Consider the following 12,963-nt stretch of genomic DNA (forward strand, 5'->3'; position numbering starts at 1 on the left):
TTATGCAAGCATAACATTTAACAAAAATATAACAAAAAAAGCCACTCTTTACAGAGTGGCTTTAATATTTGAATACTATTTATTAACGTATTGTTAACAACAATTTTTAGTTATGCTTGAGCAACAACTTCAAATTCTAAATCAACATTTACTGATCTATGTAAACGTACTGCTGCGTTATATTTACCTAAACGCTTAACTGTAGTAACAGAGATAAATTTCTTCTCAATTATTTGACCTTCTTTAGCTAATGCTTCAGCAACATCAATGTTGTTTACAGAACCAAATAATTTGTCTCCTTGTCCAACTTTAGCAGCTATTTTGATTTCTAAAGCTTTAATTGCTTCAGCAATTACGTTAGCTTGTTCAACCTCTTTAGCTTCTTTGTAAGCACGTTGCTTTAAAGTTTCTTCTAACGATTTGATAGCAGATTTAGTTGCTAAAATCGCGTGTCCTGTAGGGATTAAAAAGTTTCTACCATAACCGTTCTTTACCGTTACAACATCGTCTTTAAATCCTAAGTTCTCAACGTCTTGTTTTAATATAAGTTCCATTGTTATGATATTTTTATTTTAATAAATCTGCTACATATGGCATTAAAGCTAAGTGACGTGCTCTTTTAACAGCAACAGACACTTTTCTTTGATACTTTAATGAAGTTCCTGTTAAACGTCTTGGTAAAATTTTACCTTGAGCGTTAACAAAACCTAATAACCAATCTGCATCTTTGTAATCTACATACTTGATACCAGACTTTTTGAAACGACAATATTTCTTTTGTTTGTTAGTTTCAATATTTAAAGGTGTAAGATATCTGATCTCTCCTTCTTTTTTTCCTTTTGCTTGTTGATCTATACTTGCCATAATTAAGCTTTTTGTTTTAATTTAACTCTTCTACGTTCCGCCCATGACACTGCATGTTTGTCCATAGCTACAGTTAAGTAACGCATAAAACGCTCATCACGTCTAAACTCTACTTCTAAAGGATTGATTACTTCTCCTTCTACTTGGTACTCAAATAAGTGGTAAAATCCACTTTTTTTGTTTTGAATTGGGTAAGCTAACTTCTTAAGTCCCCAATCTTCTTTTGATACCATCTTTGCTCCTCTAGATACAAGAAATTCTTCGTATTTCTGTACTGTTTCCTTTATCTGTGTTTCAGATAAAACGGGATTTAAGATGAAAACAGTTTCATAATGATTCATAAAAATCTAATTTAATTTGTGTTAAAAATGAGTGCAAAAATAATTCTTTTTATTTAATCCCACAAGTACTTTTCAATCATTTTTAATACAAAATAAAGCGTTCAATAAAATCTTTTTAAAATGTTAAAATTTACATTTTAGCGGAGTTTTTTGGTTTTAATCCCTATTTTTTGTACTATTGTCGATAACTTAACCTATAAAGAATAAAGACTATGGTATTAAATTGTGTAGTAGTGGACGATTCAGCAATACAAAGACTGTCTATTGTAAAGCTAATTGAAAACAACAATCATCTAAACTTGATTGCTGAGTACAGCAGTGCTTTAGAGACTAAAAACGGATTAAATACACATAAGGTAGACCTTATCTTCTTAGATATTGAAATGCCTGTATTAAATGGTTTTGAATTACTAGACGTACTAAATAATAAACCTCAAATTGTTTTTGTAACTGGTAAAACAGAATACGCATTTAAAGCATTTAATTATGATGCTACCGATTATTTACAAAAACCTATAACTAGAGAACGTTTTAGCCAAGCAGTTGATAAAGCTGTAGAGCACCATAAATTAAAACTTGATTTTAATCAAGAAGAAGGAGAACATATATTTGTAAAAAGTAATCTTAAAAAACGTAAAGTTTACATTAGAGATATTAAATGGATTGAAGCACTTGGTGACTATGTAAAATTAGTAACTGAAGACACCAGTCTTGTTGTATTATCTACAATGAAAGCTTTTGAAAGCGAATTACCAGAAGGTAAGTTTTTAAGAATCCACAAATCATATATTGTCAATCTTGACAAAGTAGACCGATTTAACAGTAAAAATGTTGAAGTTGGTGCTTACGAAATACCTTTAAGTAGAAACAAAAAAACACAGTTAGTAGAAGCTTTAAATAGCATCTAAACAACTACATTCTTTATATAATTAAATCCTGCTTTTTTTAAGTGGGATTTTTTATGTCCAATAACTTTGATGTAAAATTTATAAAGTACTACAACTAGTAGCACGTCTCTAATAATTATCGACATTAATAATAACTCGTACTCCTTTAAAACCTCCAATAGCAGCAAAACTAGTATTTACTTTTTTAATAGCTTCTTTTGTTTTACCTAATGGCTGACCTTGCGGTACTTTAATTAGAATGTTTTTATGGTATTGATTACGAATTCTAGATATTGGCGGAAACTCAGGTCCTAAAACATTATGTTTAAACAATTGTGTTAGCGACTTTGCTAACCAATCTGCTGCCATATCTACTTTATTATAATCGCGATGTTTTAGTGTAATTTTTATTAATCTATAATATGGTGGGTATTTATAATTATAACGCTCTTCTAGCTGCTCCTTAAACATCCCGGCATAATCATTTATTGAGACTTGCTGCAATATTTTATGATATGGATTATAAGTCTGAATTAGTACTTTCCCTTGCTTATTGGTACGTCCTGCCCTACCAGACACCTGTAACATTAACTGAAAACTTCTTTCATGCGCTCTAAAATCCGGAAAGTTTAACATGTTATCGGCATTCATTATACCAACTAACTTAACGTTTCTAAAATCTAATCCTTTAGTTAACATTTGTGTACCGACTAACACATCAATCTCTTGCTGCTCAAAAGCAGTTATAATTTTTTCGTAACCAAACTTACCTCTTGTCGTGTCTAAATCCATACGCCCTACTTTAAGGGTTGGAAATAGCAGTCTAACCTCGCTTTCAATCTGTTCCGTTCCAAAACCTTTAGAGTCTAGTCCTGGCGTCCCACATGCCATACATTTAATTAACATCGCACTGTTATAACCACAATAATGACAACGCAACTGTTTACGAAATTGATGATACGTTAAACTAACGTCACAATTAGGACATTGCGGCGAATGTCCACAAGTATTACATTCTACAATTGGCGAATACCCTCTTCTATTCTGAAACAGTATAATTTGATGTCCATCGGCAATTGCTTCAGTCATTTCTTCGATTAATCTATCGGAAAAATGCCCTTTCATTTTTTTACGCTTCTGCTTGTCTTTAATATCTACTAACTCGATATCTGGTAACTGAACATTATTATAACGTCTATTAATTTCGACTAAACCATATTTATTTTCCTGCGCATTAAAATAGCTCTCAATACTTGGAGTAGCACTTCCTAAAAGTGTTTTTGCTTTAAAAAGCGATGCTAAAACGACAGACACATCACGCGCGTGGTAACGTGGTGCAGGATCAAATTGCTTAAAAGAAGATTCATGCTCCTCATCCACTATAATTAATCCCAAATCTTTAAAAGGTAAAAATATAGATGATCTAGCGCCTAAAACTATTTTCGCTTTCGCTGAATTATTTAATACTTGATTATATACCTCAACACGCTCATGAGCAGAATACTTGCTATGAAACACCGCTACTTGTTCTCCAAAATAGTTTTGCAGTCTAGTAACCAACTGTGTTGTCAATGCAATCTCAGGCAATAAATACAAGACCTGTTGTCCTTTTGCGATAACTTCCTCGATTAGCTTTACATATACTTCCGTTTTACCGGAAGACGTAATACCATGTAAAAGCACGACGTTTTGAGTTTTAAAACTAGTCTTAATTTGCTGTAAAGCTTCCGTTTGAAATTCGTTTAAAGCTTTTGAAGCTTCATTCTCTTCTCCATCATAAACCACACGATCTGTTTGGATATGATAATCTTCTAAAATACCTTTATCAACTAACGCTTTTACTGTTGCAGAAGTTGTTTTACTTTCTGCCACTAAATCCGAAACTTTAACTGGCTTTTTAGTCTTTGCAGAAATAGAAAATAACGTCATAACAACATCCCGCTGTTTTTTTGCTCTACTACTTAATGCTTCTAATAATTGATTTAAAGATTCTGGAGTAGTATAGTCTTCTGTTAGCTTAACATATCTAACATATTTTGGCTTATACTTATCGTAAATTTCTTCATTTAAAATAATAGCTTCTTTTTCTACTAACCGTTTTACTACAGGAAGCACATTTTTTTTATCCAAAATGTTGGCAATATCCTGAATCTTAAGTGATGATTGGCGTTGTAATGCTTCGTAAATAAGATACTCGTCGTCTTTTAAATCTGTTTCATTTAATTCAATAGCATTATTCTTACTTATAATGGTTTCGCTTTCAAGCAAAAAAGCATTTGGTAATGCCGCACGCATAACCTCGCCTTCTGTACACATATAGTATTTAGCAATCCATTGCCATAATTGCAATTGCATTTCTGTAACTATTGGTGTTTCGTCAAGAATTTGATGGATTTGCTTTGCCTCATAAATTAAAGGCTTTACTTGATGGATTGACGCGACAATTCCTGTGTATATTTTTGATTTCCCAAAAGGGATAGACACACGCATTCCGATACTTAAAAACCCACTCTCTGCCTCCGTTATACTATATGTAAAACGGTTTTCTAGAGGAATGGGTAATATAACATCTATATAATGCAAAATATATTGGCCTTTTTAATTGGTAATTATTTTATACGTTCCCAGTATTGAGTAGAGTAGAAAAAACCAATATAACCTCTAACTTGAAGTGTATCGTCTTCTGTAACTGCTAATCTTAAGTCGTAAACTTTACCACTTTGAGGGTCTACAACTGTCCCGTTTTTATAGTACTTACCATCTTTAGTCATATCCTTAATTATATCCAAACCTAAAATTGGTTGATTATAATCGTCTCCTTCACATTTTACACATGGTAAATCACGTCTGTCTTTATTAAAAATTTCAATGATTTTACCATATACTTTTCCGTCTTTTTCATAGACTTCTACAATTGATTTTGCTTCACCTGTTTCGTCATCAATAGTTTTCCATTGACCAAAAACATCTTGTGCTTGAGCTGATAAACTAAATAATAGAACTAATAAAACGATACTACACTTTTTCATAATTAAAAACTTTTTTTAAGTTGTTTTAAAGACATGTTTAACTCAAATCCCAATAATAGGATATTTGCGTTAAGCCATAAATAAAATAATAAAATTAATAATGCACCAATCGAGCCATACAGCTCATTGTACTGTGCAAAATTTTCGATGTAAATCCCAAATAAAAAGGAAGTCACTAAAATTAGTATTGTGGTAAACAGTGCACCAATGGAGAAAAACCTAGACGACTTTCCTTCTGCTGTTCCAAAATAATATAACACTGCGGTTGCCATATACACCATAACTACAAAAAAGCCATATTGTGCTAATGTACTCCAAATACTAACTTGACGCTTGGCAATATAACCACGATCTGTTAAATTATCGATGACATATATATTAAAATATCCTAAAACTGCAACGGTCACAATTAGTAAAGAGGATAAAATTAAAGCGATACCTAGCGCATATAAATATTGTTTAAACACATTACGTGTTAATTGGTCATGATATGAGTTTTCAAAGCCAGAAAACAAGGCATTAATACCGTTTGCCATTAAAAAAATAGATAACAAAAACACAGAGGATAATAAGCTTCCGTTTTGATTACCTCCTATATTATTAAATATATTATCGGAAAAAAAATCTGATGTTGTTGGTGGTAAAATAGATTCTAAAAAGACCAAAAAATCTGTTTGAAAATCGTCTATTGGGATATATGGAATGACAATAATCACGAATAGCAAAAACGGAAATAATGCCATAAAAAAGCTATAAGCTATTGCACTTGCTCGTGCTGTTAATGCCCCTTTTACGATGCCAATAATGTACAATTCAATTAAATCATACATAGATAATCCCACTAAGCCAGGTAGTTTTATTTTACCCAATAGTTTAACCAAAATGTTAACCACCGGTATTTTGTTAAGCTTCTCCTCTATGGCTTGAGACATTTAATTTTAATTGTTTGATTTGCTTTTACTTTTTATCAAAAACACTTTTCGTGTAAATGCTTAGCTATTACGGTGTTAAAAATGATAGTTTTAAGACGTTATTAAAGACATCTATTGGTTAATTATTAACCTTTTAAATAGTTAAACTATTAAATTAATCTACCGCTTTTAAGCTTAAATCCATATTATAAACAGAATGCGTTAATGCACCTGACGAAATAAAATCAACACCACATAAAGCATAGTCTCTGATTGTTTTTTCGTTAATTCCACCAGAACTTTCCGTCAAACATTGATCACCAATTAGTTTTACAGCTGTTTTAGTGTCTTCGTAATTAAAATTATCTATTAGTATTCTGTAAACACCTTCGGTTTTTAAAATCTCTTTGATTTCGTTTAAATCTCTAGCTTCTACAATAATTTTTAAATCACGACTAGTGTCTTTTAAATATTGTTTTGTTTTTTGAATAGCTTTAGTAATTCCACCAGCAAAATCTATATGGTTATCCTTAAGCATAATCATATCGTATAAAGCAAACCTATGGTTTTCTCCGCCACCAATTTTAACTGCCCATTTTTCAATAGCTCTAATACCTGGTGTTGTTTTACGTGTGTCTAAAACTTTTGTTCCTGTACCTTCTAATAAGTCTACAAACTGTCTTGTTTTTGTTGCAATAGCACTCATACGTTGCATAGCATTCAACACTAATCGTTCCGCTTTTAAAATAGATTGTGATGCACCAGTAACATAAAACACAATATCACCATATTTAACTCTGCTCCCATCTTCAATAAGGGTTTCGACCTTCATGTCTGCATCTACATAGCTAAATACCTGCTTAGCAAATTCTACCCCTGCTATAATCCCTTCGTCTTTAACCAACAACTTAGCTTTACCTTGCGCTGATGCAGGAATACAAGATAATGAACTATGATCACCATCTCCAACATCTTCTCTAATAGCGTTAGTTATAATTAATTCTATTTCTTTATCAAATTGCGCTTGACTTATCATGTGTTTCTTATTTGATGTAAAAATAACAATACATTTTTGATTTACTATTTTGATTTATCATTTTTCAAACTAAAAAATTAACGCATCTTATCTCATAAATTGTAAATTTGCACATGACTATAAAACTTCTAGCCATTGGCAAAACCGATAATAAGCAATTACAACAGCTAATTGACGACTACACAAAACGTTTAGGTTTTTATATAGGTTTTGATTTGGAAATTATTCCAGATTTAAAAAAAGTAAAAAATTTAAGCGAAGACCAACAAAAACAGAAAGAAGGTGACCTTATTTTAGGAAAGCTAAAGCCGACTGATGTCTTAATTTTACTTGACGAAAACGGTAAACAATTTGATAGCGTTGGTTTTTCTAACTATTTACAAAAACACATGAACTCTGGAGCTAAGCAAATTGTTTTTGTAATTGGAGGACCTTATGGTTTTAGCCCTGAAGTATATGCAAAAGCACAAGGAAAAATATCATTGTCTAAAATGACATTTTCCCATCAAATGGTGCGTTTATTTGTTATTGAGCAATTATACCGTGGTTTTACAATTTTAAGGAATGAACCTTATCACCATAGGTGATAGAAAAAGACACAGTTGTTAGTCAATTTTAACGTCTAATTGATCAAAAAGGAAAGCATATTTATATAAGATTAATTTTTCAAAATCTTGATTGTTTAATGCGCCTCCATGCCCAGCTCCATCAATAAGTAACAAGCTGTAAAGCGACTTGTCGCTTCCTTTTTCTTGAAGTGTTGCTAAAAACTTATAAGAATGTAATGGTGGAACCCTATCATCCTCCTTACCTGTAATTAACATGAGGTTTGGATAACTTACGTTTTCTTTAATATTGTGTAATGGCGAATATGATTTTAGGTTTAAATAATCTTCTTTGTTGTCAACAGACCCAAACTCGTTTAAATTAGTATTTACAGAACCAACTGTAAATTTTGAAAATCGCAACATATCAAAAGCACCTGCATCAGCAATGGCTGCTTTAAATAATTCTGGTCTTTGCGTGTAAGCTGCCCCAACTAATAATCCTCCGTGCGACCCACCATTAATGGCTAATTTATTTTTATTAGTGTATTTTTCAGATATAAGATATTCTGCAGCAGCAATAAAATCATCAATTGCAACCTGCTTATTTAATCCACGCCCTGCTAATCCCCAATCACTTCCTTTTGCACCACCACCTCTAATATTAGGCACCGCAATAATACCTCCATGCAATAACCATAAGGTTAAAGATTCGTCAAAACTAGGAACAATAGTTGTTCCATAGCCTCCATAACCTCTCAACAACGTTGGGTTACTCCCATCTAATTTAGTATCCTTTAAACATGAGATATACATTGGTATTTCCGTACCATCTTTGGACTTGTAATTAATGTATCTTGTCTCTAAAGTTTCTACTTTATATGGTACAGACAACACTTGCGTTGGCTTAAATGTTAAGTCTGACAAATTTAATTGATACCATATTTTAGGATGAAAAAAGGATGACACACAAAAATCGGTATGCGTTGCGTTATCTTCATTTTCATAAAAATAGTTTAATTGCTTTCCTTCTGGAAAATCAATCTTTCGCAATAACTCGCCCGACATATTAAATATTAAAGCTATATTTTTTCCTTTATCAGTATAAATACATGCCAATTTATCTTTACCTAATTTATTTACGTTAGTTAATAAAATATCATACTCTCCTATTAACTCTGACACTTTATTTAACTCAGTAATATCCGCAGATAAAACTCTACCATTAGTAGCCTCCCAATTTGTATTTAAAATAGCCGTATTACCAAACAGTTCCTCCACACTAACATAAAGACCTGGTGTATTTGGATATAATAAAAAGTTAGTTAAATAAAACGATTCTGGATTTATGTTAGCCACAGATAGTGCTCTGTAAATAGTACCTCTTACCGTATAATAATGTTTGAAAAACAACTTTTCATTCAGCTTAAAATAAGAAAACCTATTGGTCCCTGATGTGTCTCCATTTTGATACAATAATTTATCCTGACTTTGATTATCTTCCAATTTATGATAATATAACTTTTGTCCCTTAGCCTTATCTAAAAGTTCTCTTCCGGCTTCTGCTTCATCATAAGAATCATAAATAACATCTCTACCTTGCCATATTACATTACTACTAGCTCTTAAATTAGATAATTTACTTTCAAACAGATCCCCTGTTAGTAAATTAAAGAAATACACCTCTCTCCAATCGCCTCCATTATGGGACATTTCGATAGCTATTAAATTATCTTCTTCATTCAAATAACGATTAGTAATTATAACATTATCGTCTTTATCCAGCATAAAATCTTTAATCCTTACTAACTTCCTGTAGTTTTTCTGACCTCTTACTCTATACACTAAATCAGCTGCTCTGCTTGAATTGAAATTCTTTAAATCAAATTCATACTTACTTTTTAAGCTATCTTCTTTTTCTTTGTAAGAGGAAATTTCTTTAGTACGCACACCATGATACATGGTTGCTATCTGACTTCTAAGCATCCACCATTTTGTGTATCGCTTTTTTATTTTATCAGTGATTTTAGTTTGCTCATCCAACCAATCTGACATCCTAATATCTTCAGAATTCTCCATCCATTGATAAGGATCCTCTATTTTTTCATCAAAATAAACATCAACTGTAGCATCTTTTGGCGTTAATGGGTAATCTTGTTTTTTTTGAGCATTTGCAAAAGTAGATGCACTAATAATAAAAGTGATAATAATAAATCTAAGCATTAAAAGTTTTTTTGAAATTTGGAGCTAAAGTACATCAATTGTTAAAAAATAAAGAAAAAAGTAGGATTTATATTACCTACTAACAACACGACTTCTTATCTTTTTTAATAAGATTGGCCATTAAACCATTAACTATAGAAAAAGCGACTAGTATTAAACCGAAAAAGTATTTCCAGTTTTCATCTCCCTTAAAAAGGTATGCGCCTACTATAACAATAGTGGCCCAAACAATTGCGTTTATTAAGATTAATTTTTTCATGCTTATTAGACACAAAAACTTAAATTTTGTTACAAAAATTAGTAGTTATTATTAATTTGCAACAAAAAGCCCATTATGCAACTCGTTTTCGCTACAAACAACCAAAATAAAGTCAAAGAAGTCCAAAACTTAATACCGTCACATATTAAGTTGTTAAGCTTAAAAGATATTGGATGCTTTGAAGATGTACCAGAAACCCAACCAAATATTAAAGGCAATGCAGTACAAAAAGCAGAGTACATAAAACTACATTATGGCTTTGATTGCTTTGCGGACGATACCGGTTTAGAAGTTGAAGCTTTAAACGGGGCACCTGGCGTTTTTAGTGCCAGATACGCAGGTCCACAGCGTAATGACAATGATAACATGTCCTTATTATTAGAAAACCTAATAGAAAAAGATAATAGAAACGCGCAATTTAAAACGGTTGTTGCATTACATTTAAACAATAACTTGGACACATTTACAGGTATTTGTAAAGGCGAAATCACTAGTTCCAAACAAGGAGACAAAGGGTTTGGTTACGATCCTATTTTTAAACCCAATGGTTATGACAGCACATTTGCACAAATGGATTTAAAATTAAAAAATAGCATTGGGCACCGCGGTAAAGCTATACAACAATTAGTTGCTTTTTTAAATAGACTTTAAACTTTTAAATCAGTAATTTAAAAAACAGACCTCTTTTAGCGCAAAACAACCTTTTTTAGACCAATTTAAAGCGTCATTTTATTTGATTAGGTTTCACAAAAAACACCACACCCCTTTTATTTACTGTACTTAACAAGGATAATCTATTAAAGATTGAATATCCAGAATTAAAACGTACCTTTGCACCTTGAAAAACCCATGAGGGTTTATATATTCCTCAGAGAGAGGATGTGTTATTAGAAGTTTAGGTTAAGTATATTCAATGCGCTTCTATTTGTAACACCAAACAGATTGACATTGAAATACATAAAATAAAAGAATGAGCACATTCCAAGAATTAGGTCTAAACGAAGATCTATTAAAAGGTATAGAAGATTTAGGTTTTGAAACACCATCTGAAGTACAAGCAAAAGCAATCCCAATTTTATTAAACGAAGACACAGATTTAGTTGCGTTAGCGCAAACTGGAACTGGTAAAACTGCAGCATTTGGTTTTCCAATGTTACAGAAAATAGACGTAAATAGTCGTACTACTCAAGGTTTAATATTATCTCCAACACGTGAACTTTGTTTACAGATAGCAAACGAAATGAAAGCCTACGGTAAATACTGTAAAGGTTTAAATGTTGTTGCTATATATGGTGGGTCAAGTATTACTGATCAAGCAAGAGAAGTAAAACGTGGCGCACAAATTATTGTAGCTACGCCTGGTCGTATGAAAGATATGATTAATCGTCGCTTAGTTGACATTACTAAAATCCAATATTCGGTTTTAGATGAGGCTGATGAGATGTTAAACATGGGATTCAAGGAAGATATTACAGAAATTTTATCTGGTACTCCTGAAGACAAAAACACATGGTTATTCTCTGCTACAATGCCAAGAGAAGTTTCAACTATTGCTAAGAAGTTTATGGTTAATCCACAAGAAATTACTGTGGGTCATAAAAATGAAAGTACAAGTAACGTTTCTCACGAATATTACATGGTTAACGCTCGTGACCGTTACCAAGCTTTAAAACGTTTAGCAGATGCAAACCCTGATATCTTTTCAGTTATATTTTGTAGAACAAAACGTGATACACAAAAAGTAGCCGAAAACTTAATTGAAGACGGATACAGTGCAGGAGCTTTACATGGTGATTTATCTCAAAATCAACGTGATATTGTAATGAAACAATTTAGATCACGTCAAATCCAAATGCTTGTTGCAACAGATGTTGCTGCACGTGGAATTGATGTAGATGATATTACTCACGTAATTAACTACCAATTAAGTGACGAGATAGAAACATATACACACCGTTCTGGTAGAACAGGTCGTGCTGGTAAAACAGGTGTATCTATGGTAATTGTTTCTAAAAGTGAAGTACGTCGATTAAAAAGTATCGAACGTATTATCAACAAGAAATTTGAATTAAAAGAAATTCCTAACGGAATGGCTATTTGCGAAGTACAATTAATGTCTTTAGCAAATAAGATACATAACACAGAAATCAATCATGAGATTGATAAGTATTTAGGAGATATCAACGCTTTATTTGAAGACACTTCAAAAGAAGAACTTATCAAAAAATTCTTCTCTGTAGAGTTTACACGTTTCTTTAACTACTATCAAAAATCTAAAAACTTAAATGTTGCAGGTGGAGACTCAGGTCGTGATGGTGGTCGTGAAGGAAGACCACAATCTTCTGGAAGCGCAGCACGTTTCTTTATTAATGTTGGAGAAAAAGATGGTTATGATTGGATGAAATTAAAAGATTTCTTAAAAGAAGTTTTAGATTTAGGTCGTGATGATGTCTTTAAAGTAGATGTAAAAGAAACATTCTCTTTCTTTAATACAGAAAAAGAACACCAAGAAAAAGTCTTAGCATTCTTTACAGATTACAAAGATAATGGACGTTTTGTTAATGTAGAAGTTACAGAAGACAGAGGCGGAAGTCGTGGTGGTGGTCGTGATAGAAACCGTGGTGGCGGTGGAAGACGTCGTGAAGGTGGAAATGGTGGCGGAAGACGTCGTGATGATAAACCAAGAGGAGAAAGACGCTCAAGAAGAAGCGATGACAGTTCTAGCAGAAGTGACAGACGTAGAAGCAATGAAGGTGGTTCTGATAGATCAAGTCGTTCTGACAGAGATAAATCTGAATTTAAAACATCTCACTCTAGACCAACTAGATCTAGACGTAAAGATTAAAACATAGTTTTAGAATAGCAAAA

At 32.2% G+C, this 12,963-nt stretch carries 13 protein-coding genes; 4 read left to right on the forward strand and 9 right to left on the reverse strand.

Annotated elements, in window-relative coordinates; all coding sequences use genetic code 11:
- Positions 1 to 110: 110 nt before the first annotated feature.
- From rplI to rpsF, 3 genes are read right to left on the reverse strand one after another with little or no spacing between them, the layout of a single operon-like run.
- Positions 111 to 554, reverse strand: coding sequence for a 50S ribosomal protein L9 (rplI, locus tag CXF54_RS12345; RefSeq protein WP_101203791.1), 444 nt, complete (start codon positions 552 to 554; stop codon positions 111 to 113).
- A 13-nt stretch (positions 555 to 567) separates the two neighbouring features.
- Positions 568 to 864 carry a 30S ribosomal protein S18 gene (rpsR, locus tag CXF54_RS12350; RefSeq protein ID WP_090842255.1) on the reverse strand — a complete coding sequence of 99 codons (297 nt, stop codon included), beginning with the start codon at positions 862 to 864 and terminating at the stop codon, positions 568 to 570.
- Between the two features lie 2 nt (positions 865 to 866).
- A complete protein-coding gene (gene rpsF / locus CXF54_RS12355) occupies positions 867 to 1,205 on the reverse strand; it encodes a 30S ribosomal protein S6 (protein WP_090842257.1) in 339 nt (112 codons plus the stop codon).
- 212 nt (positions 1,206 to 1,417) lie between these two features.
- Here rpsF and CXF54_RS12360 point away from each other — a divergent pair, with 212 nt between their 5' ends.
- The gene (locus CXF54_RS12360) at positions 1,418 to 2,113 is read left to right on the forward strand and encodes a LytR/AlgR family response regulator transcription factor (protein ID WP_090842260.1); all 696 of its coding nucleotides are present in this window, start codon (positions 1,418 to 1,420) and stop codon (positions 2,111 to 2,113) included.
- Between the two features lie 108 nt (positions 2,114 to 2,221).
- Here the strand turns inward: CXF54_RS12360 and priA are convergent, their stop codons facing one another.
- The 4 genes from priA to nadC all read right to left on the reverse strand — a co-directional run bounded on the left by priA (position 2,222) and on the right by nadC (position 7,068).
- Positions 2,222 to 4,678 carry a primosomal protein N' gene (priA, locus tag CXF54_RS12365; RefSeq protein WP_090842262.1) on the reverse strand — a complete coding sequence of 819 codons (2,457 nt, stop codon included), beginning with the start codon at positions 4,676 to 4,678 and terminating at the stop codon, positions 2,222 to 2,224.
- A 23-nt stretch (positions 4,679 to 4,701) separates the two neighbouring features.
- Positions 4,702 to 5,121: a DUF2147 domain-containing protein gene (locus CXF54_RS12370; RefSeq protein ID WP_090842264.1), complete on the reverse strand. Its 420-nt coding sequence runs from the start codon at positions 5,119 to 5,121 to the stop codon at positions 4,702 to 4,704.
- A 2-nt stretch (positions 5,122 to 5,123) separates the two neighbouring features.
- Positions 5,124 to 6,053, reverse strand: a complete 930-nt coding sequence (locus CXF54_RS12375; RefSeq protein ID WP_101203792.1) for a YihY/virulence factor BrkB family protein — start codon at positions 6,051 to 6,053, stop codon at positions 5,124 to 5,126.
- A 154-nt stretch (positions 6,054 to 6,207) separates the two neighbouring features.
- Positions 6,208 to 7,068 carry a carboxylating nicotinate-nucleotide diphosphorylase gene (gene nadC, locus CXF54_RS12380; RefSeq protein ID WP_101203793.1) on the reverse strand — a complete coding sequence of 287 codons (861 nt, stop codon included), beginning with the start codon at positions 7,066 to 7,068 and terminating at the stop codon, positions 6,208 to 6,210.
- Positions 7,069 to 7,181: 113 nt separating this feature from the next.
- Between nadC and rlmH the strand changes: the two genes are divergently transcribed.
- On the forward strand, positions 7,182 to 7,655 hold the full coding sequence (rlmH, locus tag CXF54_RS12385) for a 23S rRNA (pseudouridine(1915)-N(3))-methyltransferase RlmH (protein WP_101203794.1): 474 nt from the start codon (positions 7,182 to 7,184) through the stop codon (positions 7,653 to 7,655).
- An 18-nt stretch (positions 7,656 to 7,673) separates the two neighbouring features.
- Here rlmH and CXF54_RS12390 read toward each other — a convergent pair whose 3' ends face one another.
- On the reverse strand, positions 7,674 to 9,836 hold the full coding sequence (locus CXF54_RS12390) for a prolyl oligopeptidase family serine peptidase (RefSeq protein ID WP_101203795.1): 2,163 nt from the start codon (positions 9,834 to 9,836) through the stop codon (positions 7,674 to 7,676).
- 79 nt (positions 9,837 to 9,915) lie between these two features.
- A complete protein-coding gene (locus CXF54_RS12395) occupies positions 9,916 to 10,095 on the reverse strand; it encodes a hypothetical protein (protein ID WP_101203796.1) in 180 nt (59 codons plus the stop codon).
- 75 nt (positions 10,096 to 10,170) lie between these two features.
- Between CXF54_RS12395 and CXF54_RS12400 the strand changes: the two genes are divergently transcribed.
- Positions 10,171 to 10,746, forward strand: a complete 576-nt coding sequence (locus CXF54_RS12400) for a non-canonical purine NTP diphosphatase (RefSeq protein ID WP_101203797.1) — start codon at positions 10,171 to 10,173, stop codon at positions 10,744 to 10,746.
- Between the two features lie 319 nt (positions 10,747 to 11,065).
- Positions 11,066 to 12,940 carry a DEAD/DEAH box helicase gene (locus CXF54_RS12405; protein WP_101203798.1) on the forward strand — a complete coding sequence of 625 codons (1,875 nt, stop codon included), beginning with the start codon at positions 11,066 to 11,068 and terminating at the stop codon, positions 12,938 to 12,940.
- Positions 12,941 to 12,963: the final 23 nt, after the last annotated feature.

It is taken from the genome of Olleya sp. 1-3, assembly GCF_002836085.1.
Taxonomy (GTDB): Bacteria; Bacteroidota; Bacteroidia; order Flavobacteriales; family Flavobacteriaceae; genus Olleya; species Olleya namhaensis.

What these genes read in the sequence shown, in the direction of transcription:
- rplI (WP_101203791.1), bottom strand. Translation starts at nt 554, where the DNA reads ATGGAACTTATATTAAAACAAGACGTTGAGAACTTAGGATTTAAAGAC.
- rpsR (WP_090842255.1), bottom strand. Translation starts at nt 864, where the DNA reads ATGGCAAGTATAGATCAACAAGCAAAAGGAAAAAAAGAAGGAGAGATC.
- rpsF (WP_090842257.1), bottom strand. Translation starts at nt 1,205, where the DNA reads ATGAATCATTATGAAACTGTTTTCATCTTAAATCCCGTTTTATCTGAA.
- CXF54_RS12360 (WP_090842260.1), top strand. Translation starts at nt 1,418, where the DNA reads ATGGTATTAAATTGTGTAGTAGTGGACGATTCAGCAATACAAAGACTG.
- CXF54_RS12370 (WP_090842264.1), bottom strand. Translation starts at nt 5,121, where the DNA reads ATGAAAAAGTGTAGTATCGTTTTATTAGTTCTATTATTTAGTTTATCA.
- CXF54_RS12375 (WP_101203792.1), bottom strand. Translation starts at nt 6,053, where the DNA reads ATGTCTCAAGCCATAGAGGAGAAGCTTAACAAAATACCGGTGGTTAAC.
- nadC (WP_101203793.1), bottom strand. Translation starts at nt 7,068, where the DNA reads ATGATAAGTCAAGCGCAATTTGATAAAGAAATAGAATTAATTATAACT.
- rlmH (WP_101203794.1), top strand. Translation starts at nt 7,182, where the DNA reads ATGACTATAAAACTTCTAGCCATTGGCAAAACCGATAATAAGCAATTA.
- CXF54_RS12390 (WP_101203795.1), bottom strand. Translation starts at nt 9,836, where the DNA reads ATGCTTAGATTTATTATTATCACTTTTATTATTAGTGCATCTACTTTT.
- CXF54_RS12395 (WP_101203796.1), bottom strand. Translation starts at nt 10,095, where the DNA reads ATGAAAAAATTAATCTTAATAAACGCAATTGTTTGGGCCACTATTGTT.
- CXF54_RS12400 (WP_101203797.1), top strand. Translation starts at nt 10,171, where the DNA reads ATGCAACTCGTTTTCGCTACAAACAACCAAAATAAAGTCAAAGAAGTC.
- CXF54_RS12405 (WP_101203798.1), top strand. Translation starts at nt 11,066, where the DNA reads ATGAGCACATTCCAAGAATTAGGTCTAAACGAAGATCTATTAAAAGGT.